This window comes from Allobosea sp. BH3 (genome assembly GCF_025499465.1).
Taxonomy (GTDB): domain Bacteria; phylum Pseudomonadota; class Alphaproteobacteria; order Rhizobiales; family Beijerinckiaceae; genus Allobosea.
On the sequence record NZ_JAIMCA010000004.1, the window covers coordinates 181,814 to 206,275 of the forward strand.

Here is a 24,462-nt window from a genome sequence, read left to right on the forward strand (position 1 = left end):
TCAGGCTGGACGCTTCCTAGCCGGTTCGCGGCGACGGGGGAAGCGCAGCTTTCGGTCAATATCGAGCCCGAATGCTGCACTGCCGCAAAATCGTCGCGTTCGCCGTCCAGGCTTTGCGCTCACGCTCGTCAGCGCAAGGACGACCGTCGTGCTTCGCACCACCGTCAGAAGATCAGCCGGCCTGTTTCCGGTCATGCCAATCGTTTATGCCGCGTTGACTCCGGCCTGGGCCGAGCCGTTCGAGGCGCCGCAGCTGCCGACGCTGCCGATTCCGCGCGCCGCGCTTCTAGACCCGGCGGCGGAAGAGGCATCCGAGATGCCTGCTGCTCAGGATGGCGTAGATACGCTGCTGTTCCAGCCCGGCCTCGCCGCAGCCGGCCGGGCGGCCGCCTCTTCCGGCGCCCATCTGCGTGCCCGCGCCCCCATCCCGGTCGACATCATCCGCGAGGGATTTGCCGCCCGCGCCGACACGATGGGACCGAACCGGGATCGCTCCGTCGGCTTCAAGCTCGGCCAGGATGCCCTCTCGGTCCAGACCAGTCTTTCACAATCCGCCGCGGCCGGCTCCGCTCGGGATGCGCGGCTGAGCTGGAGGCTGGCCCAACCCGTGGCGGCAAGCACAGGGTTGGTCTGGGGGCTCTCGACAGGCGGCAATACGACGCTTGCCGGCCGGCCCGAGCAGACCGGCGATGCGGTGGTCGGTTATCGCCAGCGCATCTTCGAGCACCTGACGCTGACCTCGCAGCTCGGCATGGGCGGCAGTTACGTCTTCGCGACGGATGGCCGCTTCAATTCCGCCCTCACGCCCGAGGTGAAGCTCTCGGTCGATCTCGCCAAGCCCGCCGACCTGCCCTGGCAGACCTCGCTGGACGTGTCCCTAGCGCGCAAATTGCCGCTTGTCGCCAGCGATTTCGAAACGCGGGGCACGGCCCTGCTCTCGTTCAAATACAGGCTGCAGTAGCAGCCCCGCCCGCCAGGACATGGCGACCTGCAACGGGCGGGCTTTCCCCGCGCGGCCCGTCGCTCTAGCCTCGCGGCCATGACCAAGCACGCTCCCACGAAATTCGCTCTCGTCACCGGCGGCACGCGCGGCATCGGCGCCGGCGCCGCGCTCGCGCTCGCCCAGGCCGGCTACGACGTCCTCGCCACGGGCCTGACCGAAGAGGAGGTCGCGGCTGCCCCGCCGCACCCCGCCATCCGCCACGCCCGCCTCGACGTAACGCGCGACAACGAGGTCGCGGCGATCGTCGCCACCTGCCCCCGCATCGACGCGCTGGTGAACTGCGCCGGCATCATCCAGCGCGGCGGCAAGGAATTCGAGATCGACGCCTTCCGCCTGACCATCGAGGTCAACCTCAATGGGACCATGCGGATGTGCCTGGCAGCGAAGGACAAGCTCACGGCGAAGCTGCCCGGCAAGACGGGCGCTGCCATCGTCAACATCGCATCGATGCTCACCTTCCACGGCTCACCCTTCGCGCCGGGTTACTCCGCCTCGAAGGGCGCCATCGGCCAGCTCACCAAGTCGCTCGCCGCCGCCTGGGCCGCCGACGGCATCCGGGTCAACGCCGTCGCGCCCGGCTGGATCGAGACCGAGCTGACGCGGCCTCTGGTCGACGACGCCGTGCGCTCGGCGCCCATCCTGGCGCGCACGCCGATGGCCCGCTGGGGCAAGCCCGGCGATGTCGGCGGCGCCATCGTCTTCCTGCTCTCGGACGCGGCGCAGTTCGTCACCGGCGCCATTCTGCCGGTCGATGGCGGCTATCTCGCCGTCTAAGAAAACTGATGAATATCAAAAACATGGGCCAAGCGGCTGAATCAGTTTGAGCAGCTCTTGAATCAAAAAGCCAATATGGGAGAGAAGCCATGAACGAGACGAGCCCGATGCCCGTCGCCGCGACGACGGAGGAGCGCTGGACGCCCTATCGCCATCCCCAGCCGAAGGAATCGCCTCCGGAGCTCGTCGTCCCCAACGTGATCCCGACCGACGAGCGCGTCTGGGTTCCGGTCGACGATAATGTCTGGTTCCGTCCCCTGCTCCTCTGCGTCTCGCGCGGCTACTGGATGAACCTGCTCAAGGTCCGCAAGGCCGGCGTGCTCTCCCGCCACCGCCATCCGCTGCCGGTCCATGGCTATGTGCTCAAGGGCAAGTGGCGCTATCTCGAACATGACTGGGTCGCGACCGAGGGCAGCTATGTCTACGAGGCGCCGGGCGAGACGCACACGCTGGTCGTCGATCCGGACGTCGAGGAGATGATCACCATGTTCCAGGTGAACGGGGCGATGATCTATGTCGACCCGGACGGCAAGTGCCTGGGCTATGATGACGTCTTCACCCGCATCGACAAATGCCGAGCGCATTACGCGCAGAACGGCCTCGGCGCGGAGTATGTCGACCAGTTCATTCGGTGAGGTTCACCGTCATGCTCAGGCTTGACCCGAGCATCTCCTGACGAGGAGACTCTTGCGCCTCTTACGGCCCGAGACTCTCGGGTGGGGCTTCGCGCCGCCCGAGAATGAAGCGTGTCGGTCAGCGCCCGAGCTTCGCCAGCTCGACCGCCGCGCGCAGCTCGATATGGGCCAGCACCTCGTCGAGGCGCGGATCGTCGGTGGCCTCCCGCTGCTGCGTCAGCGTGGCTCGCAGCCGCTCCAGCTCGGAAGGCAGCACGCGGCCGGCGAGCAGGGCCGCCTTCAGCCGGTCGAGTCCGTCGAGCAGATCGTTGCCGCGCCGCGCCTGGCGGCGCTTGCGCTCCTGCTGATCCCCCTGCTCCTGCACGGCAAGCAACATGTCGAGCGACCCTGCCGCGCCGACCCCGGCGCTGCGGGTGGTGCTCGCAGATTCGGTTGAATCCTGCGTCGGAAGCGAGAAGGATGCGCCGCTAGAGCGCCTCGCGGAACCGGTAGGGCCGGTATTCGAGACGGGCGCGCGCTGGTCGATCCTGATCATGGCGGCCTCTTGGGAGCATCGGCCCGAAAAATGGACCGCGGTTTTCGGATGAAGCCGATGCTGCGAAACGTGCGCGAGCCTCGCTCCGGCATGGTTAACAGCTGGTAAACGACCCGGCAGAAACTGCCGCCCGGCAGGAAGCACCCTGCGGAAGAGCCTTGCCGGAGCATGGCGCCGAACTCCAAACATTTGATAAAAAACGATTTTCGTTTTCGAGCGGATTGGCACGCGGCTGGCAAGGACGAAGCACCGTTTCTGTTTCCGGTGCCGAGAGCAATGTTCCGCAACCCCGTCCTGACCTCGCTGCTAAAGCCGCTGGCCGCCGCGCTCGCGGTGGCGGTCGCGCTGACCGCGCAGCCGGTCTTCGCGCTGTCGCGGATCAAGGATCTCGCCTCGGTCGAGGGCGTGCGCTCCAACCAGCTTCTCGGTTACGGCATCGTCGTCGGCCTCAACGGCACCGGCGACACGCTCAACAACACGCCCTTCACCAAGCAGTCGCTGCAGGCGATGCTGGAGCGCCTCGGCGTCAACACGCGCGGCGCCAATATGCGCACCGCCAACGTCGCGGCGGTGATGGTCACTGCGAACCTGCCGCCCTTCTCCACGCAGGGCACGCGCGTCGACGTCACCGTCTCGGCCATGGGCGATTCCAAGTCGCTGCAGGGCGGCACGCTGCTGGTCACGCCGCTGCTCGGCGCCGATGGCGAGGTCTACGCCGTCTCGCAGGGCCCGGTCGCGATTTCCGGCTTCTCGGCCGAGGGCGACGCCAGCAAGATCACCCGCGGCGTGCCCACGGTCGGCCGCATCGCCAATGGCGGCGTCGTCGAGCGCGAGATCGACTTCGCGCTGAACAAGCTCTCGACCCTGCGGCTCTCGCTGCGCAACCCGGATCTGACCACGGCGCGCCGCGTCGCCTCCGCGATCAACGATTTCATCGGCGGCGAGTCCGCCGAGCCGACCGACCCCTCGACCGTGGTCCTGCAGATTCCGCCGCGCTTCAAGGGCAACATGATCAAGATGCTCACCGACATCGAGCAGCTGCGCGTCGAGCCCGACCAGCTCGCCCGCATCGTCATCGACGAGCGCTCCGGCATCATCGTCATGGGCAAGGATGTGCGCGTCTCCACCGTCGCGGTGGCGCAGGGCAACCTCACCGTCACGATCAGCGAGCAGCCGCAGGTTTCGCAGCCCGAGCCGTTCTCCAACGGGCAGACGGTCGTGACGCCGCGCACCAACGTGAAGGTCGACACCGGCAACACCAACAAGCTCGCCCTCGTCAAGGAGAGCGTCTCGCTGGCGGAGCTCGTCGACGGGCTGAACGCGCTCGGCATCGGCCCGCGCGACCTGATCTCCATCCTCCAGGCCATCAAGTCGGCCGGTGCCCTCCAGGCAGAAATCGAGGTGATGTGATGACCGCCGCTCTCGCTCTCCCCGCCGCCAATCTCGCGCTCGGCGTCGCCGGCAAAGTGGCTGGCAAAGTCGTCAACGGCATCGCCGAGGCGCTCGACCCGGCGAAGGCCAAGGCCAAGAAGCAGGCCGACGACTTCGAGACCATGTTTCTCGAGCAGTTCACCGAACGGCTCTTCGCCAGCAGCGAAGGCACCGAGGGCCCCCTCGGCGAGAACGGCCAGGGCGGCGGCATCTGGCGCTCGCAGCTCAGCCAGCAATACGCCAAGCAGATCCAGAAGGCCGGAGGCATCGGCCTCTCGGACCAGATCATGCGCGATCTGATCGGCCTTCAGGCCCAGAACACCAGCGGAGCACAGAATGTCGGCGGCTAGGCCCTTGCTCGACGAGCGTCCGCGCATCAGCGACGCGCTCGGCGCCCGCGCGCTGATCGAGGCCGTGCTGGAAGCGCTCGGAGCCCTGTCGCATCTCGTCGGCGAGGAGACCGAGCTGATCCGCGCCGGCCGCCTGCCGGAGGCGCTGAGCCGCGAGGCCCGCAAAACCGAACTCGGCGGCGTCTATATGCGTGGTGTCGAGCAGGTGAAGCTCAATGCCGTCGCGCTTGCCCGCTTCGTCCCGGATCAGGTCCGGCGGCTGAAGGAAGCACATCTCGATTTCCAGCTGCTGATCGAGACGAACCGGATCGTACTCGCCACAGCCCGCGCCGTCTCGGAAGCCGTCATCCGCGATCTTGCCGCCGACGCCAACAAGCCCGCGCGGGCCGCCGGCTACGGCCCCGCCGTCTCGGTTGGCGCCGGTGCTTTCGCCCGCCCGAACTCCGGCCCGCTGGTCGTCTCGCGGAGCCTTTAAAAGCGAAACGTCTCCCGGGCGGAGCGCGGGCGAAGTCATCTGGCGCGCGGCTACGTCAGCAAGCCTCAATATTTACCTAATTCCCTTACGTCATATTCAGTCTTCTCTGACACGCTCCACGACATCCGGCGGCAGAGTGTCCGCCTTTAAGAGGAGGCGGCGCAACGGCGCCGTGAATGACTCCAGAAGGAGTGGGTCATGGATTTTAGCAATTCACCCAGGCTCGCGCCCGCGCCGGGCGTCCTGGTCGTCAGCCGTTCGGACGTCAATGCCCAGCAGGGCAGCGTCGCAGTAGAGCTTCCTCCCGAGAAGACCGTTCAATCCGCCTCCGCCGGCGTCGCCGTCAATGTCGAGCTGGGCGCGCAGGCGCGCGACGCGCAGATCCGCACCAATGGCGAACAGCGCACCGCCGAAGCACAGCAGAACGGCCGCAACTCGAACCGCACGCTCGACGAAACGGTGGAGCGCAAGCTGGTGGTCGATCCGCGCACGCGTTCGGTCATCCTGCAGAAGAAGAACACCGACACCGGCGAGACCGTCTCCCAGCTGCCCGACGAGACGCTGATCAAGATGCGCCTCTATACCCGCCAGCTCGCCGAGCTCGAACGCCAGGCCCAGGAAAGCCGCCACGAACTCGAGCGCTCGGCCTGAAACAAGCGCCCCCGGCCTTCCGACGCAAACCGCCCGCCTCGCGCGGGCGGTTTGCGTTTGGGAGCGCCGCACAGGCGACGTTCGCAGACTGGGGGCGATGAAGGGCCGGGCCAGCCCCGTTTTACATCCGCTTAACCACGCGCCGGCTTTGCCCGATCTGGCGGCAATGCGACCGCCGAAATTTACCAGTTGTTACGGAGCGGCGCCCGAATGTCCGCTCGACCCGGCCAGAATGGACGGGCGCCAGAATGGCAAACTGACCAGAAGGTAGACGATCATGGCTGTTACTCTTTCCGCCGGCGTTCGCGGCGCTCTCACCTCGCTGCAGAGCGTCACCTCGCAGTCCACCGGCATCCAGAACCGCCTCGCGACCGGTAAGAAGGTCAACTCGGCGGTCGACAATCCCGTCAACTACTTCACTGCCGTCGGACTGAACGATCGTTCGAGCCAGCTCACCGGCCTGCTCGACGGCATCTCGAACGGCATCCAGACTGTCCAGGCGGCCTCGAAGGGCATCGACGGCATCACCAAGCTCGTCGGCTCCCTCCAGTCCACCATCAAGCAGGCTCAGGCCGACGCGGCTCAGAACCGCCCGACCAAGGCCGGCACGGCTCTCGCGACCGCCACTGAAGCGGCCGTCACCTCCAAGAGCCTGAAGGACATCGCTCTCGACAAGCGCATTACCGACAACAACGCCGCCGTTGCGAACGACGCGACTGCGACCTATTCCGGTAACATCGGCGGTCCCGCCCTGGCGGCTGGCAGTGAGTCGATGACCAGCATCTACCTGAAGTCGGACACCAACACCTATACCGCCTCGTTCAAGAGCACCACGGCCACCGTCCGTGACGTTGTGAACGAGATCAACAAGTCCGGCGTCGCCACCGCTTTCGTCGACGAGAAGGGCCAGCTCAACATCAAGGGCAACGGCTCCGAGGAAGTCCAGTTCGGTATCGACACTGTGGTCTTCGCCCCGGCAGCCGCTGGCGCCCCGACCCAGACCGAATTCGACACCGCAGGCACCGCGTCGGCAACCGCCGCCGCGACCGCCACGAACGACAACACCAGCTTCGGCTTCGAGGCTGACGATGTCACCGCCGGTAGCGGTATCACCGGCCAGAACATCACGTCGTCCGTCCGTTCGAACCTCATCCAGCAGTACAACGACCTGCGCACGCAGATCGACGAACTCGCCAAGGACTCCGGGTTCAACGGCCTGAACCTCCTGCAGGGCGACCGTCTGACGGTCACCTTCAACGAGAAGGGCGGCAAGAACCAGTCGAAGATGGACATTCAGGGCACCAACCTGACGTCCGACAACCTCGGCATCATCTCCGCGAACAACACCAAGATCACTGGCTTCACCAACTTCCAGAACGACGCCGACCTGGCGAAGGCTGGCGAGTCGCTGAACAGTGCTCTGACCTCTCTGAAGTCCCTGTCCTCGACCTTCGGTGCGAACCTCTCGGTCGCGCAGACCCGTCAGGACTTCACCAAGGACATGGCCAACGTCCTGACCATCGGCGCCGACAACCTCGTCAACGCCGACGTGAACGCCGAAGCCGCCTCCCTGCTCGCGCTGCAGACCCGTCAGCAGCTCTCGCAGACGGCTCTGTCGCTCTCGAACCAGGCCGACCAGGGCGTCCTGCGTCTGTTCTGATCCTTCGTCCGCAGAAGCGGATCCCCCCACAGAAGGTGGGGCGAAGACAAAAGGCGGCGGAGCGAAAGCTCCGCCGCCTTCTGCATTTTGGCGATCACGATAAGCCCTCATCCTGGGGAGCGCTTCGCAGAAGCGCGTCTCGAAGGAAGAGGGCTGAAGCATTCCTGCCGGGAATTTCGCAGATGCTTAACCGGCTCCGGCGCCGTTAACCCTTTTTTATCCTTAACAATGAATTATCGGTCCCATCGAACTTGCGGGCGCGGATTCGCGTTTCAGGGGACCCGAAGATGGCCGGAACTATCCTTTCAAGCGGCGTGCGCTCGAATCTGCTGACCTTGCAGCAGACGACGGCGCAGCAGACCGTGATCCAGAATCGCCTTGCCACCGGCAAGCGCGTCAATTCCGCGATCGACAACCCGGTCAACTATTTCACGTCGCTGACCCTGAACGATCGATCGAGCCAGCTCACTGGCCTGCTCGACGGCATCTCGAATGGCATCCAGACCATTCAGGCGGCCTCCAAGGGCATCGACAGCGCCACGACGATGGTCCAGACGCTCCAGTCGGTGATCAAGCAGGCCCAGTCCGACGCGGCTCAGAACCGTCCGACCAAGTCCGGCACGGGGCTGGCGTCCGCGGCCGAGGCGACGCTCACCTCGAAGAGCCTGAAGGACCTCGCGCTCGACAAGAGCATCGTCGACATCGCCACTGGCGTGCCCGCCGACAACGGCGTGGCCACCACTGCGACGGCGACGCGGTCGGGCGACCTTGGTCTCACGGCCGGCGCCAACGGCACACGGCTCGCGATCTCGCTCAAGACAGGCACGGCGCCCAACGACAAGACCTACACGGCCGCTTTCAACGGCGCCAACGCGACGCTCCGCGACGTCGTCAACGAGATCAACAAATCAGGCATCGCCACCGCCTTCGTCGACGAGAAGGGCCAGCTCAACGTTAAGGGCGTCGGTTCCGAGGAGCTGCAATTCGGCTTCGGCAAGTCCGACCCGGCCTCGACATCGGCGGTGGACATCGCCGCCGCCGATGCGCTGGCGATCACCAATGCCGGCGCAGCCGGTACCAACAGCAACACCGCCCTCGGCTTCCTCGCAGCAGATGCCACGGCCGGCACCGGCATCAAGGGTCAGAACCTGACCTCTTCGATCCGCTCGAACCTGATCCAGCAGTTCAACGACCTGCGCGAGCAGATCGACAAGCTCGCCAAGGACACCGGCTTCAACGGCATCAACCTGCTCCAGGGCGACCGGCTGTCGATCATCTTCAACGAGAAGACCGGCGCGAACCAGACCAAGCTCGATGTGCAGGGTTCGATCCTGAGCTCGGCGACGCTTGGCATCAACCAGGCCACCAACACCCAGCTCGACGGCTTCATCAACTTCCAGAACGACCTGGATCTCGAGAAGGCCGGGGACACGCTGAAGAATGCGCTGACCTCGCTGCGCTCGCTGGCCTCGACCTTCGGCTCGAACCTCTCGGTCGCGCAGACCCGGCAGGACTTCACCAAGGAAATGGTCAACGTGCTGAAGACCGGCGCCGACAACCTCGTCCTGGCGGATCCGAACGAGGAAGGCGCCAGCCTGCTCGCCCTCAACACCCGTCAGCAGCTCTCGCAGACGGCGCTCTCGCTCGCCAACCAGGCCGACCAGGGCGTTCTGCGTCTCTTCGGCTGATCTCGCGCCGGAAGACAGCGCCCCTCCCCTCCAGCCAGAAGGCAGGACCGATATGGCCCTCAAGGTCGAGCTCAAACCGCGCGAGCGGATCATCATCGGGCAGGTCGTCATCCGCAACGACGAGCAGCGCACGCGCTTCTTCATCGAGGGCGACGCGCCGATCCTGCGCGAGAAGGACATTCTCACCGCCGCCAGCGCCGACAGCCCGGCCAAGAAGATCTATCTCGCCATCCAGCTCATGTATCTGGCACAAGACCCGACCTATGAGCACGAGGTCTTCTTCCAGCTCGTGCGCGATTTCCTCGCGGCAGCGCCCAGCGCTCTCGAGCATGTTCACGAGATCAATAACCGCATTTTAAGCGGCGACCTGTACAAGGCCTTGAAAGCGGCCAGAAAGCTGATCGCCTACGAAGCGGATCTGATCGAGAATGCAAAACGGGTTTAACGCCTACGCCGCCGCTGCCAAAACAGCCCAGACCGTCGTATCCCCCCGCGAACTCGAAGCCTCCCTCCTCGTCAAGGCCGCCACGCGCCTGCAGATCATCGCCGACGACTGGGATCAACGCGCAGCCGAGCTCGACGAAGCACTTTCCTATAATCGCCGGCTCTGGACGCTGCTCGTCTCCGCCGTGATCGCGGAAGACAATCCGCTTCCCGTCGAGATCAAGCAGAACATCCTCGCTCTGGCGAATTTCATCTTCAACCAGACCTTCAGGATCGCGGCCGAGCCGCAGGCCAAGAGCCTCGGCGTCCTGATCAACATCAACCGCGACATCGCTGCCGGCCTGCGCGGACGCTGAGGCGCCGCTGCCGTCAAGTCCGATCAAAGAAAAGCGCCGGCCGTTTCCGGGCGGCGCTTTTCTTTGATCGGACTGAGACTTAGCGAACTCAGAGGTAGTTGGTCAGCGACAGTCTCGACAGCGTCGAAGTCACCTCATAGCTCGCCTGCAGTCGGTTCTGCAGGGCCAGGATCTGCATCGCGACCTCTTCCGGCTTGACGTTCTCGACGCCTTCCAGCGCGGTCGTCAGATAGCTCTTGGTCGTCGTATGGCGCTCCTTGGCGCTCGCCATCGCGGTCTGCGCCGAGGCGAGATCGGTGACGATTTCCGTGGGCTTCTGCACCGTGCCGCCATAACCGAGCCGCTCGCTGACGCGGTCGGTCATCGCCTGATAGCGCACCTTCGATTCCGTATCGCTGGCCGGGAAGGTCTCGGTCGCCATGATCGCGAACTGCGCGAGCCCGATACGGAAGGCCTCCTCGTTCGCGCGAGCCCCCATCTGCACCGTCTGCGCCTGATCGACCTGGACCGTCGCCGTCGAGCGCGCCGGATCGGTGCCGTCTTCGCCGCGATACCAGATCACCGTGCTGGTCGCATAGGCGCCGGTGTTGGTCGGCGGCAGCGTCGCGCTGGCGTAGGGCGGGCCCGGCACACGCAGCGGCGGATTGCTGTTGCTGCCGGCGAAGAAATTCTGGGCCGCCACCTGCGCGGACGCCGCCGAAAGCGATGAGCGCGCCTCCTTGCCGAGCGCTTCCGTGATCGCGACCTGCAGATTGGCCGCCGTGGCGTTGACGTCGGCGCCGATCTCGAAGGTGTTCGGCATCAGGGGCTCGGTGTCGGCGGCTCGCGCCGTCAGTACGATCTCCTCCTGGGTGCCGTCAGGAAGGGTGAGTTTGAAGGTCACCTTATCGCCGGCCGCCGGCAATGTCGCGACATCGACGGCGAGGCTGGCCGGCGGGCCGGCGGTGAGCGTCGTGGTGATCGCGGCGGAGCTGGAGGTCGCGCCCGAGATCTTGAAGCCGTACGGATGGGCGACCGCTTCCTCGGCGACGGTCACCGTCGCCGCGGCCACGGTCGCGCTCAGCCGGCCGAGGCCGGAGCCGAGATCGGCCTGCTGGCGCTCGTCGATGAGCTGCTTGACGCCCGCCTTGCCGGCGCCGTCGCCATCCATGATCTCGTTGAACGTTGCCGTCGGCTGCTTGTCGGAGGTCTTGCCGGAGAAGAGATAGCGGCCATTCACCGAGCTATCGAGCAGGTCGAGCGTCTGCTTCAGCTTCTCCTGCGCCAATATCTGCGGCGGGGACTGTCCGGTGGAGGTCTCCATATAGCCGTCGGCGCTGGCGTCGGCGCGCGTGCCGTTCGTCAGCTTGGCGAAATTCTCGACCGACGAGGTCAGCAGCTTCAAGCTCACATCGGCGAGGCCGATGCCATCGAGCCATGAATTGATCGAGGAGAGCTTGCCGTTGACGTCGAGGCTGACGCGGCGGTCGATGCCGAGATCGCCGTAGCTGGTGGCGCGCTGCTGGGTGTCGAGCTGGCGCTGGAGATCGTCGAGCTCGGCGCGGCTGGAAACGAAATTGTTCGGCTTGGCCGCGCGGTAGGCACCGGTTCCGTAGGCAGTGATGGTCATGAGCTTACACTCTCATCAGCACGTCCATCATCTCCTTGACGGTGGAGATGATGCGGGCGTTGGCGGCGTAGGCCGTCTGGAGTTCGATCAACAGCGACATTTCCTGGTCGACATTGACCTGCGAGGTTTCCTGGAAGCGGCTCTGGATCGAGGCGAGCGCGACCTGCTGGCCCTCGTCCAGGCGCTTGGCGGCCTCTACCGCCTGCCCCTGCGAGGAGACGACGCGCTGCACATAGTTGGCGATCGTCGTGTTCTGGGTGGCGCTGTTGCCGTCGAGCCCGACCGCGTTGGTGAAGGCCTGCTGGCTCTTGGTAAGCCGGTCCAGCATGAGCTGCGGGCGCGTATCGTCGCCTTCCGGCGTCGGCAAGCCGCTGTCGTGAACAACGAGCAGCTCACGATTTTTGATGAGCTCCGGATTGACCGCAATCCGCGAAGCGAAGCCGACGGTTTGCGAGCCGCCTTCATAGGACCCCGTGAAGGGCGTGCCAGCGAGCCCGTCGACAAAGAAAGGCAACTCCGCCGGTCCGCCGGCGGAGGACAGCGTCGTGCTGGTCGGCCGCGCGGTCAGACCAAGCACGTCGCGCGTGCCGGCCGCGCCGTCGTCGACGATGTTGAGCGTCGTGCCGTCGTAGGTCGCGGTGAAACCGCCGGCGCCCGCCGCAGTGTTGAGCGCGTTCTGGATCGCGGTCTGGACGGCGGCTGGTCCCGCCGAGAAGTCGACGGCGATGACGCGGTTGTTGGCATCGCCCATCGCCGAAGCGGGCAGCGTGGTGCCAGCCGCGACATTGACGAAGGTCAACCGCTGCTTCGCGCCACCCGCCGTCGCCTGATAGTCGAAGGTGAGGGTATCTCCTCGAGCCAGGTTCGACAGGTCGAAGGCCAAATCGCCCTGGCTCGCCGGGCCTGGCGTCAGGGTGGCGTCGATCTGCTGCTGGGAGAGCGCCCGCGACATCTGTGCCGCGATTTCGTCGAGCTGCGCCTGGGCCTGGACCAGCGTCTTGTCGCGCAACTCGATATTCGCGGCGATCTCGCCGGAGCGGAACACCTTGTTGGCGATCGCATCGGCGGCGTTGCCGGAGGTATCCAGCATCCGGATGGTGCCGACGCCGCGGGTGGCAGGATCTGACGTCCACTGATCGTCTGCACCCAGGCCGAAATGCTCGTCGAACGAAAACTTGACCGTCGGGTGCCCGTCGAAGAGCTGCGTGCCGGAGCCAGTGATGACGGAGATACTGCCGCGCGCATCCTCGGTTGTCTTAATGTCTACATATTGCGACAACTCCGACAGGATCCTGTCGCGCTGGTCCCGCAGGTCGGCCGTGCTGTTGTCGTTAGGCCGCGCGACGATGCGGGTGTTGACGTCCGTCAGCGCACCGAGCAGTTCGTTGACCTTGGTGACGCCGTTGGCAATGCCGCTCTCCGCCTGGCTGCGCAGCGTCTGCACGCCGGCCGAGAGCGTGTTGAGCTGGCGCGCCAGCCCCGAAGCCGCATCCAGTACATTCGTGCGCAGATTGTAGTTGGACGGGTCGTTCTGCAGCGCCTGCAGCGAGGACGTGAACTTGTTGAAGATCGTGTCGAGGGCCGTCGAGCTGCCCGGCGCGCCGTAAAGCTTGTCGAGGTTGGAAAGCGCGCTCGCCCGCGTGGAGGTGTAGCCGGCGCCCGAAGCCTCCTGCCAAAGCTGGTGCTGGACGATCTTGTCGAGCAGCCGCTGGACATGGCTGGTCTGGACGCTGGAATTGCCGCCCGAGTAATCCTCGACGGTCGAAACAGCGCGCCGGACATAGCCCGTCGTGCCGGCATTGGCGACGTTCTGCGAGACGACGCCGATGCCGAGCTGCGTGGCGTTGAGCCCGCCGATCGCCGTGTTCAGGGAGGTACTCAGACCCATCCTCAACTCCTGTCGCTAGAAGCGGCCCTCCTGGGCCGCGCCGCCCTTGGCAGAAGCCTCAGCGAATGATGTTGAACACCGCAGACAGCATGTCCTGCGCCGTGCTGATCACCTTGGTGTTGGCCGAGTAGGCCTGCTGGGTGATGATCATCTTCGAGAACTCGTCGGCGATGTCCGTATTCGACTGCTCGACATTGCCGCCGACGAGCTGCGAGGTGCCGAGGCCGGTGATCGGCGGACCGGACTCGACCGTCTCCTCGAAGGCGCCGCCATCGAGCCGCTTCAGCGAGTTGTCGGCGTTGAAGCGCGCCGTCGCGATCTGGGCGAGCGCGACCATCTGGCCGTTGCTGAACGTGCCGATCACCGCCCCTTCGGAGTTGACCGAGACCCGGTCCAGCGTGCCGGCGGTGTAGCCGTCCTGCCGGATGCTGCGCGCGTCGATAAGGCCGCTGACGTCGCCGTTCTGGGTCAGGCCGTTGGCGCCCAAAGTCAGATCGATCGGATTGGTGGCAGTGCTGATCGCCGTGCCGCCGATCGTCAGCTGCGGGAGCTGGATGCTGCCACCAGCCGGATTGAGTAGCTGGCCAGTCGTCCCGAAGGTGACGTTCACGCCCGCGCTACGATAGGCGACCTGAGCCGCGCCCGTCGCGCCGGTATTCTCAGCGACGAAGAGCTGCCAGGTGCCTGTCGTCGGCGGCACCGCCGCGGGGTTGCCATTATCGACCTTCGCCCAGCGCAGATTGACGGAAACCGCCTGGCCGAGCGGGTCGTAGACCGTCACCGATCCACCCTCGATCGAGCGCGTCAGGAAGTTGGTGACCTCGCTGCCCGCGATCACGGTCGTGGGCTGGCTTGCAGAGAGCGCCGAGCTGTCCGGATAGCTCGCCGCGAAGGTGGAAGCGGGGTTGAAGAGTAGTTCCGAACCCGGCACCGTGCTGTCGGCGTTGTTGGTCTTTGGATAGGCCGGGAGATTGGCGCTGAATTCGATGGACGTCGTGGCCTTGGCGGGGAATTGCGTCTTGGCGATCTGGATCACATCCGGCTGGGTGCCGATGAGCTGCCCGGTCGTCTGGTCGATCTTGAAGCCCTTGAGGTAGTAGCCGGCTCCGTTGACCAGATAACCGTTGGCGTCGAAATCGAAATCGCCGCGGCGGGTATAGAGGTTCTTGCCGTCGAACTGCATGTTCGCGCCGATGCCGGAGGCACGCTGGTCGACCACGAAATAGCCATCGCCGTTGATCGCGACATTGGTGTCGATGCGGGTGGCCTGCAAGTCGCCCTGGATCGTATTGGTCGCCAGGCTGTAGGCGGCGACCGAGCCACCGATCTGCCGGTTCAGTGCCGTATCCGGCACGAGGTCAGAGAAGGTCGTGTCGATGCGCTTGTAGCCGGTCGTCCGCGCATTCGCGATGTTGCCGGAGATGTTCTCGAGCGCATAGGACTGCGCCGTCATCCCTGTAACCGCTGTCGTCAGCGCACTGAAAACACCCATGATACCCTCGCCTCAACCAGCTGCCCCCCAAGGGCGGCCCGCAACTCTAAGGCTGGGATTGCACGGCTTATGCCATGCCGCGACGGGTTATATTTCAAGGAGTTGGATGCTTTACGAAGCGTGTCGCGGCAGTCCCGACCGGGCAGATTCGGCGCGGCCGGCAGATTCTGCCGGGTCGAGGGCCTAATCGGCCGCCGTTTCGCCGCGCCAGGAGGTCAGATCGCCCGCGACGTCCGAAAGCGTCGGCGGCCTCGCCTCGACGAAGGGCAGCGGCCGGCATACCGCGAGCGCCGCCAGCCCGATCCGCGCCGTCAACATGCCGTTGATCACGCCCTCGCCGAGCTTGGCCGAAAGCCGCGCCGCGAGCCCCTGCCCCACCACCTGCTGGATCACCGCATCGCCCGCCGCCATGCCGCCCGTCAGGACGAGATGGTTCAGCACCTGCCGCGCCAGCCTGACGAGGCCGAGCGTGCCCGGCCGTCCGGCATAGATGCCGGCGATGGCACGCAGGAGCCTCGCGCAGGCGACCAGCACGAAGACGACGTCGACCAGTGCCCGCGGGCTCACCGCCGTCACCAGCGAAACGCGCCGCGCCGCCTGGGCGATCAGCGCCTGCGCCTGCGCATCGAGCGGCGCGAGCAGGCTGCGCTCCGCGACGGTGAGCATATCGCGCGCGGCGAAGAGCTGCGGCAACGCCGTTTCGAGCGCCGCGCGGCCCTGCGCGGTCTGCGGCCGGCTCTTGTAGAGCCCGATGAGTTCGCCCGCGATCGCCCGGCCCTCGTCCGGCGTGCCGCCTGCGAGCGCTGCGATGGCGCGCTCGCGCAGGGCCTCGACCTTCCGCTCGCGCAGGATGTCGCGCAGCACCCGCGCCCACATGACGACGAGCGCCAGCACGGCGACCACGGCGCAGGCCAGCGCCGTATAGCCGAGCACCGGGCTCTGGCTCATCAGCGAGGAGATGGTGTTCTCGACCCAGACCCCGGCCGCCAGCGCGAGAAACCCCGAAAGCCCGGCGACGAAGAGCGAGCCCCAGGAGAAACGGCGTCGCGCCGGAGGCAGCGCTGCCGGCTCCACGGCATCGATCGGCTCGCTCTCCGGTAGGATCGCGACGTCGCCACGGCGGACGGCAGTTGCTTCGCCGACGACATTCCCTTCGCCGGGGCTGTCGAGACGGATTGCGCGCGGTGCCTTGGTCATGGCCCGAACCTGTTCATGTCGCCCTTCATGCCAGCCTGTCGCCGATCAGGAATTCCAGCGCGCGGTCGAGGCGGATCTGCGGCGGCGGCCTCACGCGCCCGCCCGCATCCGGCTGGATGAGCGGCGGCCGGAAGCGCGGCGCCCGCACCTGCCAATGCGTCTTCGGATCGAAGATCGCTTCCGGTCGCTCCGGCAGTTCGCCCGGAAACACGGCGGCTTCCGCAATGCCATCGAAGACCTGTCCGTCGATCTCCTCCCCGGCCTCCGGCACGCCGGCGATAGCCGGTAGCTCCTCGCGGCCCTGCCTGATCCGGACTTCATGCGTCGCGCGCACCGCCGCCAGCGCCATCGCCTCGACCTGCGCGCCCGCGCCCTGCGCCCGCGTCGACGCCCGCCCGACGAGATGGGACATCACCGCCGCCAGCCGGTCATGGCTGCCATGGTGGATATGGTCCGCCTTGGTCGCGGCGAAGAGCACGCGCTCGATGCGCGGCGCGAACAGGCTCGACAGCCAGGAATTGCGCCCGACCGAGAAGGCGGCGAGCGCCTGCCCCAGAGCGGTTTCCAGATCGGCCAGCGCCGGCGCGCCGGCATCGAGCGCCGCCAGCACGTCGACGAGCACGATCTGCCGGTCGAGCCGGGCGAAATGGTCGCGGAAGAAGGGCGCGACCACCACACGCTTGTAGGCCTCGAAGCGCTCCGCCATCAGCCCCGCCAGCGTGCCCGGCTTCGGCTCGCTGTCATGGCGCAGATCGAGCGGCGCGAAGGTCAGCGCCGGCGAGCCCTCGAGATCGCCCGGCATCAGGAAGCGGCCGGGCGGCGTCACCGCCACGGCCTCGGGGTCGGCCCGCAGCTTTGCGAGATAGCCCTTGAACAGGTCGCTCGCCGCCTCCGCGGCAAGCTCGTCCGGCGGCCCCTCGGGACCTCGCTTGACGAGATCGGCGAGCCATTCGGCGGCGGACGCCTTCCGATGGGCCTTGCGCGCGTCGGCGACGGCCTGCGCCGACCAGGCCTTGTAATCCTGCCCGATCAGGGCGAGGTCGAGCAGCCATTCGCCGGGATAGTCGACGATGTCGAGCGTCAGCGTCGCCGGCCCCTTGAACCAGCCGGCGGCGCGCTCGTAATCGATCTCGACCCGGAGCTCCGAGATGCGCCGCGTCGACTCCGGCCAGCGCCGGTCCGGCCCGTTCATCGCGGTACGATGCGCTTCATAGGGAAAGCGCGGCACGTCGGGATCGGGCTGCGGCACGAGGCGCACGCGCGCGACGCGCCCTTCTGAAGCAGCCTTCAGAACCGGCAGCCTGGCCCCTTCCATCAGGTTCTGGATCAGGGCGGTGGTGAAAACCGTCTTGCCCGAGCGCGAAAGCCCGGTGACGCCCACCCGCAGGCGCGGCCGCGCCAACCCCAGCAGACTGTCGCCGAAAGCCAACGCCGCATTGCGGGCGCTGTCGAGATAGGAGGCATCGCTCACTCGTCGGGGCCTTCACCCAGCGACGCCGGTGTGACGAACCTGTCGAGCCGGCCGCCGCGCTCGGCGACGTCGCGCCAGTCCTCGACGGCGAAATCGAGCACCGCGAGCCCGCAGGTCGGGTATTTCTGCCCCATTCGCGCCGCCGCATAGCGGTCGCCATGGCCGGTCAAACCAGCCGCGAGATCGGCGAAGCCGGGATTATGGCCGATCATCAGCAGGGTGCGGACATCGCCCTCGATCGCCTGCACGACATCAAGCAGCCGGTCCGTCCCGGCTTCGTAGATGCGCGGCTCGAACTGCACAGCCGGCCTCGAAGGCAGCATCGGCGCGACGAGATCCCAGGTCTCGACCGTCCGCCGCGCCGGCGAGACCAGCACCAGATCGGGCAGCAGCAATTCGTCGGCGAGATAGCGCCCCATCACCGGAGCGGCCTCCCGCCCGCGTGCGGCGAGCGGTCGGTCGCGGTCGGCCACACCGGTGGGCCAGTTGGACTTGGCGTGGCGCAGGAGCATGAGGCGTCGCATGGAGAATATCTAGCGGCGCCGGCTGCGAATTACGAGAGCATCGGGAGCAGATCGGCAGTCAATCGCCGCCGTCACCTCCGCCGCCATCGCCCACCTCGCAACCACTGTCGGACCCGCCACTGCCCGTATCGGACGCGCCTTTTCGCTTTTCCTTCTGCAGGCGGGCCAGAAAGATGATCAGAACCGTCAGGATGATGACCAGGGCAATGAAGCTGGAGCGGCTCATCCTGGGCTCGTCGTCAACGGCTCTCGCGCCTGGCCATGAAGGCGAGTTTCTCGAACAGCGAGACGTCCTGCTCGTTCTTGAGCAGCGCTCCGTGCAGCGGCGGGATCAGCTTGCGCGGGTCGCGCTCGCGCAACACCTCGGGGCCGATATCCTCGGCCACCAGCAGCTTCAGCCAGTCGAGCAGCTCGGACGTGGAAGGCTTCTTCTTGATGCCGGGCACCTCGCGCACCTCGAAGAAGAGCCGCAGCGCCTCCTCCATCAGCCGCTTCTTGATGCCCGGGAAATGCACCTCGACGATGGCCTGCATCGTCTCGGCATCGGGGAAACGGATGTAGTGGAAGAAGCAGCGGCGCAGGAAGGCGTCCGGCAGTTCCTTCTCGTTGTTGGAGGTGATGATCATCACGGGCCGCTGCGCCGCCTTGATCGTCTCGCCGGTCTCGTAGACATGGAACTCCATGCGGTCGAGCTCCAGCAGCAGGTCGTTCGGGAACTCGATATCGGCCTTGTCGATCTCGTCGATCAGCAGGACGGGCCGGACCGGAGCCGCGAAGGCTTCCCAGAGCTTGCCGCGCTTGATGTAGTTGGCGATGTCCGAGACGCGGGGGTCGCCGAGCTGGCTGTCGCGCAGGCGGCTGACGGCGTCGTATTCGTAGAGCCCCTGCTGCGCCTTGGTGGTCGACTTGATGTGCCAGGTGATCAGCGGAGCGCCGAGCGCCGCCGCGATCTCCTCCGCCAGCACGGTCTTGCCGGTGCCTGGCTCGCCCTTGACGAGCAGCGGGCGCTCCAGCCGGATGGCGGCATTGACGGCGACAGTGAGATCCTCGGTCGCGACATAATTCTCGGTACCGGCAAAGCGCATGGAAATTCCTTCGGGCAAGCCTCCGGACGCTAGAGCACCGGACCGAAAAGTGGAATCCACTTTTCGGACGATTCCGATGCTCCGCCAACGAGGTCGATCATCGTTATCGCGTCCGACAGGACGCGCGATGATCGATCGCATCGCCGGCGCCGAGGTGAACCGCTTTTTTGGCAAGCCGGCAGCGCGGCCTTTTACTAACCACTCGTCCCGCAACGCGAATTTCTTCGCTTGTGACGATTCAAAGGTTGTGCAGCGCAGCCCTCAGCCGCCAAAGTCGGAGCACACCTTCTTCCGCCACGATTCGTAAGGTCAGGCCTTGGCCGGAACAGTCGACCCTTCTGCCTACAGGGATGCCATCGTGGTGCTCGCGACGGCTGGCATCGTCGTGCCCTTCGCCAAGAGCTTCAAGATCAACTCGGTCATTGCCTTCGTCGCCTGTGGCGCGCTGCTGGGCCCCTATGGTCTCGGCAGCCTCTCCTCGAAGCTGCCCTTCCTGAGCACGTTCACCGTCTCGAACGCCGAGGCGCTGGCCGGCCCGGCCGAGCTCGGCGTCGCCTTCCTGCTGTTCGTGATCGGGCTGGAGCTCTCCTTCGAGCGCCTGAAGACGATGCGCCGGCTGGTGTTCGGGCTCGGCCTCGGCCAGGTAGGGCTCTGCGCCGGCGCGATCGGCCTCGTCGCCTATGCGCTCGGCCAGCCGGCGACGGCAGCGCTGATCATCGGCTTCGGCCTGGCGCTGTCATCCACCGCCATGGTGGTCGAGCTGCTGGCCGGCCAGCGGCGGATGACCACGACGGCAGGTCGCGCCAGCTTCGCGGTCCTGCTCTGCCAGGACCTGGCGGTCATCCCGCTGCTGTTCCTCATCGGCGTGCTCGACGCGCAGAACGGCAGCGGTTCGCTGCTCGCCGGCCTGGCCCAGGCGTTCATCCAGGCCTTCGGAGCCATCGCGGCGATCACCGTCATCGGGCGCTTCGCACTGCGTCCGCTCTTCCGGCTTGTCGCCGCGAGCCATTCCACCGAGAGCTTCATGGCGGCGACGCTGCTCACCGCCATCGGCACGGGCCTGATCGCCGCGGCGGCGGGCCTGTCCATGGGACTCGGCGCCTTCATCGCCGGCCTCCTGCTCGCCGAGACGGAGTTCCGCCGCGCCATCGAGGTCACGATCGACCCGTTCAAGTCGCTGCTGATCGGCGTCTTCTTCCTGACCGTCGGGATGGGTGTGAACCCCGCCGAGATCGCCGCCCACCCTGTCGCGATCCTTGCCGTGGCATTCGGGCTCCTGGGGGTGAAGGGGCTCATCATCTTCGCCCTGGCGCGCCGGTTCCGGCTGTCGCAGGCGAGCGCGCTTGAGACCGCCATCATGGTGGCTCCCGGCGGAGAATTCGCCTTCGTGCTGCTCAACGCCGCCACCGGCGCCGAACTGCTCGACCATCGTGCGAGCAGCATCGCGCTCGCCGCCGTCTCGCTCACCATGGTCGCCCTGCCGCTGCTCGCGCGCTTCGCCCGCCATTTCGCGCAGAAGCTCGCAGTGCCCGTCGTCCTGCCGGCTGAAGCCGCTGTGCCGCCCCCGACCGATCATACGCCCCGCGCCATCGTCGTCGGCGGCGGACGCGTCGGCCGTCTCGTCAGCTCGATGCTGGACGAGCACGGCAAGTCCCACATCGTCATCGATTCGGACGCGTCGCTGATCACCGCCCAGCGCCGCGCCGGCCGCCCGGCCTTCTACGGCGACGCAACGCAGCCCCATTTCCTGAAGCTATGCGGCGTCGAGGAAGCGACCGCCCTGATCGTGACGATCGACAACCAGCGCGCCATCGACGAGACCGTGCGCGCCGCCCGCGCCTTGCGTCCGGACCTCATCATCGTCGCCCGCGCCCGCGACGCGACCCATGCCCGCCATCTCTACGAGATCGGCGTCAACGACGCGGTGCCGGAGACGATCGAGGCCAGCCTGCAATTGTCGGAAGCGGCATTGGTCGGGCTCGGCGTGCCGATGGGCCTCGTCATCGCCTCCGTTCATGAGCGGCGGGACGCCTTCCGCAGTCAGCTCAAGCCGGCAGGCGCCACGGCAGCCGCGCCCGCTGTTCCCCGCCACGCCCGCTCGCGAAGGTTGTGAAGCCCGCGTTCCTGGTCGGCCCCGGCTCGACCGGTGTGTACCCCGCCTGCAGCGCCACGCGCTTGATATGCCCGTAGAACTGAGCGGCGCTGCTGGTCCAGCTATGGCGCTGGGCGAGTTCCAGGCAGGCCTCGCGCGGCACCCGGAGCGCCTGCAGAGCAGCGCTGCGCAGATCCTCGTCCATCACGGCCGCGCCGCTGCCGGCGAAGACGTCGCGCGGTCCCTGGACCGGGAAAGCGGCGACGGGCAGCCCGCTCGCCACGGCCTCCAGCAACACGATGCCGAAGGTGTCGGTAAGGCTCGGGAAGACGAAAACATCGGAGGCGGCATAGATGGTCGCAAGCTCCTCGCCCTCCTTCACGCCGAGGAAACGCGCATCGGGAAAGGCGCGCTGGAGATCGGCCCGCGCCGGCCCGTCGCCGACCACGACCTTGCTGCCCGGCAGCCTGAGCGAGAGGAACGCCTCGAGGTTCTTCTCCACCGCCACGCGCCCGACGCTGAGGAAGATCGGCCGCGGCAGGTCGAGCATGGACGCCGGCATGGTCTCGGGCAGGCCCTGCGGACGTGGCTTGAACACGCTCAGGTCGACGCCGCGGCCCCAGCGCACCAGCTTCTGGAAGCCGTGCTGGCGCAGCTCATCCTCGACCGTTGCCGTCGAGACCATGACGGCCGCCGCCGCCCCATGGAAGCGCCGCAGCAGGCCATAGCTCCAGCTCTCGGGGATCGGCCAGCGAGCGGCGATGTATTGCGGGAAGCGCGTATGGTAGCTCGTCGTGAAGGGGCGCTTCTGCGCGAGGCAGACGGCGCGCGTCAGCCAGCCGATCGGCCCTTCCGTCGCGATATGGACATGGTCCGGCTCGAAGGCCGCGATGCGCGCCGCGAGCGCGCGGCGCGTCGCCAGCGCGAGACGGATATCGGGATAGCTCGGCAGGCCGATCTGGTGGAAACCCTCGGGCGTCAGCGCCTGCGCCGTCACGCCGAAATCCGGCGCAGCCTGGATCATCCGCTCCAGCGAGCGCACGACACCGTTAATCTGCGGGCGCCAGGCGTCGGTCGCGACGAGGACGCGCATCAGCGCGCTTTCCGGTCAGCCGTTTCCGGCCGAACGCCAAGAATTCGCGCAAGATCCAGAGGCCGGAGCGTGGTCCTTGCCGCCTCGACGAGGTCCGGAACAGGTATCGGGCGCGTCGACGCGACGACAGGCGCGGTCTCCTGCCCTCTCAGCCGGCCCTGCGGCCAGCGGATCAGCTCGAAACGCCCATCATGATGCTCGACGAAGGCCGTGCAGCTTTCCACCCAGTCGCCGGTGTTGATGTAGGTCAGCCCGTCGATCTCGCGATAGGCGGCGTGATGGATATGGCCGCAGATCACGCCGTCCGCCTCATGACGGCGGGCCTCGGCGGCGAGGCAGGTCTCGAACTCGCCGATATAGTTGACCGCGTTCTTGACCTTGGCCTTGGCCCAGGCCGAGAGCGACCAGTGCGGCAGTTGCATCCAGCGGCGCACCTTGTTGAGCACCATGTTGAGCCCGAGCGCGACCGTGTAGGCCCAGTCGCCGAGCAGCGCGAGCCATTTGGCGTTGCGCACCACGAGGTCGAACAGGTCGCCATGGATGACGAGCAGGCGCTTGCCGTCCGCCGTCTCGTGGACGACCTCGTCGACGAGCGTGATGCCGCCAAACTGCAGCCCGGTGAAGTCCCTCAGGAAGTCGTCGTGGTTGCCGGTGACGTAGATCAGCTTCGAACCCTTGCGCACCTTGCGCAGCAGCTTCTGGACGACGTCATTGTGCGACTGCGGGAAATACCAGCCGTTCTTCAGTCTCCAGCCATCGATGATGTCGCCGACCAGGTAGATCTGCGGAGCATCGTAGGCGCGGAGGAACTCCAGAACGAGATCGGCCTGCGCACCGCGCGTGCCGAGATGCAGGTCCGAGATGAAGATGCTGCGAACCTGCTTCGCGTCGCTGTCGTCGCTCATGCCGCAGGGCCCGATGTTGTTGCGATGTTCCGGGCGTTTGTCTGATTTGCGTTGCGCTTTGATGACGGTGCGGCCAATCCATGCTCTGACTGCGCGCCTCGCATGTAACGATGCTTAACGGAGAAAAGTCATGGACCTGGGAATTGCCGGCCGCACGGCCATCGTCTGCGCCTCCAGCAAGGGGCTCGGCCGCGGCTGCGCCGAAGCATTGGCTCAGGCCGGCTGCACCGTCGTGATCAACGGGCGCGACGCCGCCACCCTGGAAGCCACCGCCAGCGCCATCCGCGCCGCGACGGGCGCGACCGTGATCGCCGTCGTCGCCGACGTCTCGACCAAGGCCGGCCAGGACGCCCTGCTGGCGGCCGCTCCCAACCCCGACATCCTCGTCAACAACAATGGCGGCCCGCCGCCGAAGCCCTTCCGCCAGGTGACGCGCGACGGCCTGCTCGAGGGCGTGGTGCAGAACATGGCGACGCCGCTCGAGCTCGTGCAGCGCGTCATCGACGGCATGATCGAGCGCAAATTCGGCCGGATCGTCAACATCACCTCGGCGAGCGTGGTGACGCCGCTCACCGGCCTTGACGTCTCCTCCGCCGCCCGCGCCGGCCTCACGGCCTTCCTCTCAGGCGTCGCCCGCGAGGTGGCGCATGCCAACGTCACCATCAACAACATCCTGCCGGGCGTCTTCGACACCGACCGGATCAAGACCTCGACCACCAAGGTCGCCGAGATGAAGGGCATCACCATCGAGGAAGCGACGAAGCAGCGCCTCGCCGCCGTCCCGGCCGGCCGCCTCGGCACGCCGGACGAGTTCGGCAAGCTCTGCGCCTTCATCGCCAGCGCCCATGCCGGGTACATCACCGGCCAGAACTTCCTGATCGACGGCGGCTCCTTCCGCGGCTCGTTCTGAGGTCATCGCCACAGCGTCATGCTCGGGCTTACCCCGAGCATCTCGTGCCGAAAGCGGCGCCTTCTCCTGCAGGAGCTTCTCGGGTCGCTGCCTCGCAGCGCCCGAGAATGACGGAGCCCCCGCTTCATCGAATCATAACCACCCCGCCTGCCGTCTGGCCGGGTTGCAGAGTTCACGCTTTGCCGGGCCTCGGC

Annotated in this window: 25 protein-coding genes; 14 read left to right on the top strand and 11 right to left on the bottom strand. The window is 66.6% G+C overall.

The features are described from left to right. The first annotated feature begins 148 nt into the window (after positions 1-148). The 3 genes from BoBH3_RS13700 to BoBH3_RS13710 all read left to right on the top strand — a co-directional run bounded on the left by BoBH3_RS13700 (position 149) and on the right by BoBH3_RS13710 (position 2,412). A complete protein-coding gene (locus BoBH3_RS13700) occupies positions 149-961 on the top strand; it encodes a hypothetical protein (RefSeq protein ID WP_262331372.1) in 813 nt (270 codons plus the stop codon). 78 nt (positions 962-1,039) lie between these two features. Further along, positions 1,040-1,777 carry an SDR family NAD(P)-dependent oxidoreductase gene (locus tag BoBH3_RS13705; protein ID WP_262331373.1) on the top strand — a complete coding sequence of 246 codons (738 nt, stop codon included), beginning with the start codon at positions 1,040-1,042 and terminating at the stop codon, positions 1,775-1,777. Between the two features lie 89 nt (positions 1,778-1,866). Beyond that, entirely contained in the window at positions 1,867-2,412 is a 546-nt protein-coding gene (locus BoBH3_RS13710; RefSeq protein WP_262331374.1) for a 2,4'-dihydroxyacetophenone dioxygenase family protein, read from the top strand. 118 nt (positions 2,413-2,530) lie between these two features. Here the strand turns inward: BoBH3_RS13710 and BoBH3_RS13715 are convergent, their stop codons facing one another. Next, a complete protein-coding gene (locus BoBH3_RS13715; protein WP_262331375.1) occupies positions 2,531-2,947 on the bottom strand; it encodes a flagellar assembly protein FliX in 417 nt (138 codons plus the stop codon). Positions 2,948-3,223: 276 nt separating this feature from the next. On the opposite strand from BoBH3_RS13715, the gene BoBH3_RS13720 reads away from it, so the two are divergent. The 8 genes from BoBH3_RS13720 to flaF all read left to right on the top strand — a co-directional run bounded on the left by BoBH3_RS13720 (position 3,224) and on the right by flaF (position 10,002). Continuing rightward, positions 3,224-4,357, top strand: coding sequence for a flagellar basal body P-ring protein FlgI (locus BoBH3_RS13720; protein ID WP_262331376.1), 1,134 nt, complete (start codon positions 3,224-3,226; stop codon positions 4,355-4,357). Continuing rightward, the gene (locus BoBH3_RS13725) at positions 4,357-4,728 is read left to right on the top strand and encodes a rod-binding protein (RefSeq protein WP_262331377.1); all 372 of its coding nucleotides are present in this window, start codon (positions 4,357-4,359) and stop codon (positions 4,726-4,728) included. The genes BoBH3_RS13720 and BoBH3_RS13725 overlap by 1 nt, the downstream gene beginning before the upstream one ends. Then, entirely contained in the window at positions 4,715-5,203 is a 489-nt protein-coding gene (locus BoBH3_RS13730; protein ID WP_262331378.1) for a hypothetical protein, read from the top strand. Before BoBH3_RS13725 ends, BoBH3_RS13730 begins: the two co-directional genes overlap by 14 nt. Before the next feature lie 198 nt (positions 5,204-5,401). Continuing rightward, positions 5,402-5,854 (top strand): hypothetical protein, encoded by a 453-nt coding sequence (locus BoBH3_RS13735; protein ID WP_262331379.1) that lies wholly within the window; start codon positions 5,402-5,404, stop codon positions 5,852-5,854. A 277-nt stretch (positions 5,855-6,131) separates the two neighbouring features. After that, positions 6,132-7,514 carry a flagellin N-terminal helical domain-containing protein gene (locus BoBH3_RS13740; protein ID WP_262331380.1) on the top strand — a complete coding sequence of 461 codons (1,383 nt, stop codon included), beginning with the start codon at positions 6,132-6,134 and terminating at the stop codon, positions 7,512-7,514. A 287-nt stretch (positions 7,515-7,801) separates the two neighbouring features. Continuing rightward, on the top strand, positions 7,802-9,202 hold the full coding sequence (locus BoBH3_RS13745; protein ID WP_262331381.1) for a flagellin N-terminal helical domain-containing protein: 1,401 nt from the start codon (positions 7,802-7,804) through the stop codon (positions 9,200-9,202). Between the two features lie 52 nt (positions 9,203-9,254). Beyond that, positions 9,255-9,647 carry a flagellar biosynthesis repressor FlbT gene (flbT, locus tag BoBH3_RS13750; RefSeq protein ID WP_262331382.1) on the top strand — a complete coding sequence of 131 codons (393 nt, stop codon included), beginning with the start codon at positions 9,255-9,257 and terminating at the stop codon, positions 9,645-9,647. Beyond that, on the top strand, positions 9,631-10,002 hold the full coding sequence (gene flaF / locus BoBH3_RS13755; protein ID WP_262331383.1) for a flagellar biosynthesis regulator FlaF: 372 nt from the start codon (positions 9,631-9,633) through the stop codon (positions 10,000-10,002). Before flbT ends, flaF begins: the two co-directional genes overlap by 17 nt. Positions 10,003-10,090: 88 nt before the next feature. Here the strand turns inward: flaF and BoBH3_RS13760 are convergent, their stop codons facing one another. From BoBH3_RS13760 to BoBH3_RS13795, 8 genes are all read right to left on the bottom strand, one after another. Beyond that, on the bottom strand, positions 10,091-11,611 hold the full coding sequence (locus BoBH3_RS13760) for a hypothetical protein (protein ID WP_262331384.1): 1,521 nt from the start codon (positions 11,609-11,611) through the stop codon (positions 10,091-10,093). A 4-nt stretch (positions 11,612-11,615) separates the two neighbouring features. Continuing rightward, entirely contained in the window at positions 11,616-13,499 is a 1,884-nt protein-coding gene (gene flgK, locus BoBH3_RS13765; RefSeq protein WP_262331385.1) for a flagellar hook-associated protein FlgK, read from the bottom strand. Between the two features lie 58 nt (positions 13,500-13,557). Beyond that, the gene (locus BoBH3_RS13770) at positions 13,558-14,991 is read right to left on the bottom strand and encodes a flagellar hook protein FlgE (RefSeq protein WP_262331386.1); all 1,434 of its coding nucleotides are present in this window, start codon (positions 14,989-14,991) and stop codon (positions 13,558-13,560) included. A gap of 183 nt (positions 14,992-15,174) precedes the next feature. Further along, positions 15,175-16,188, bottom strand: a complete 1,014-nt coding sequence (locus BoBH3_RS13775; protein WP_262331387.1) for a YcjF family protein — start codon at positions 16,186-16,188, stop codon at positions 15,175-15,177. A gap of 25 nt (positions 16,189-16,213) precedes the next feature. Next, positions 16,214-17,659 (bottom strand): YcjX family GTP-binding protein, encoded by a 1,446-nt coding sequence (locus tag BoBH3_RS13780; RefSeq protein WP_410050599.1) that lies wholly within the window; start codon positions 17,657-17,659, stop codon positions 16,214-16,216. Further along, on the bottom strand, positions 17,656-18,183 hold the full coding sequence (locus BoBH3_RS13785; RefSeq protein ID WP_262331388.1) for a SixA phosphatase family protein: 528 nt from the start codon (positions 18,181-18,183) through the stop codon (positions 17,656-17,658). Before BoBH3_RS13785 ends, BoBH3_RS13780 begins: the two co-directional genes overlap by 4 nt. Before the next feature lie 58 nt (positions 18,184-18,241). Beyond that, positions 18,242-18,409: a hypothetical protein gene (locus BoBH3_RS13790; protein WP_262331389.1), complete on the bottom strand. Its 168-nt coding sequence runs from the start codon at positions 18,407-18,409 to the stop codon at positions 18,242-18,244. Between the two features lie 13 nt (positions 18,410-18,422). Further along, positions 18,423-19,268, bottom strand: a complete 846-nt coding sequence (locus BoBH3_RS13795) for an AAA family ATPase (RefSeq protein ID WP_262331390.1) — start codon at positions 19,266-19,268, stop codon at positions 18,423-18,425. Positions 19,269-19,395: 127 nt separating this feature from the next. On the opposite strand from BoBH3_RS13795, the gene BoBH3_RS13800 reads away from it, so the two are divergent. Both BoBH3_RS13800 and BoBH3_RS13805 read left to right on the top strand, forming a co-directional pair. Continuing rightward, the gene (locus tag BoBH3_RS13800; protein ID WP_262331391.1) at positions 19,396-19,575 is read left to right on the top strand and encodes a hypothetical protein; all 180 of its coding nucleotides are present in this window, start codon (positions 19,396-19,398) and stop codon (positions 19,573-19,575) included. A 51-nt stretch (positions 19,576-19,626) separates the two neighbouring features. Next, positions 19,627-21,381 carry a cation:proton antiporter domain-containing protein gene (locus tag BoBH3_RS13805; RefSeq protein WP_262331392.1) on the top strand — a complete coding sequence of 585 codons (1,755 nt, stop codon included), beginning with the start codon at positions 19,627-19,629 and terminating at the stop codon, positions 21,379-21,381. Here the strand turns inward: BoBH3_RS13805 and BoBH3_RS13810 are convergent. Beyond that, complete coding sequence (locus BoBH3_RS13810; protein WP_262331393.1) at positions 21,314-22,453, bottom strand: glycosyltransferase family 4 protein; 1,140 nt, start codon at positions 22,451-22,453, stop codon at positions 21,314-21,316. The two genes, BoBH3_RS13805 and BoBH3_RS13810, sit on opposite strands and share 68 nt — an antisense overlap. Then, positions 22,453-23,358, bottom strand: coding sequence for a UDP-2,3-diacylglucosamine diphosphatase (locus tag BoBH3_RS13815; RefSeq protein ID WP_262331394.1), 906 nt, complete (start codon positions 23,356-23,358; stop codon positions 22,453-22,455). Before BoBH3_RS13815 ends, BoBH3_RS13810 begins: the two co-directional genes overlap by 1 nt. Before the next feature lie 130 nt (positions 23,359-23,488). Between BoBH3_RS13815 and BoBH3_RS13820 the strand changes: the two genes are divergently transcribed. Next, entirely contained in the window at positions 23,489-24,268 is a 780-nt protein-coding gene (locus tag BoBH3_RS13820) for an SDR family oxidoreductase (RefSeq protein WP_262331395.1), read from the top strand. Positions 24,269-24,462: the final 194 nt, after the last annotated feature.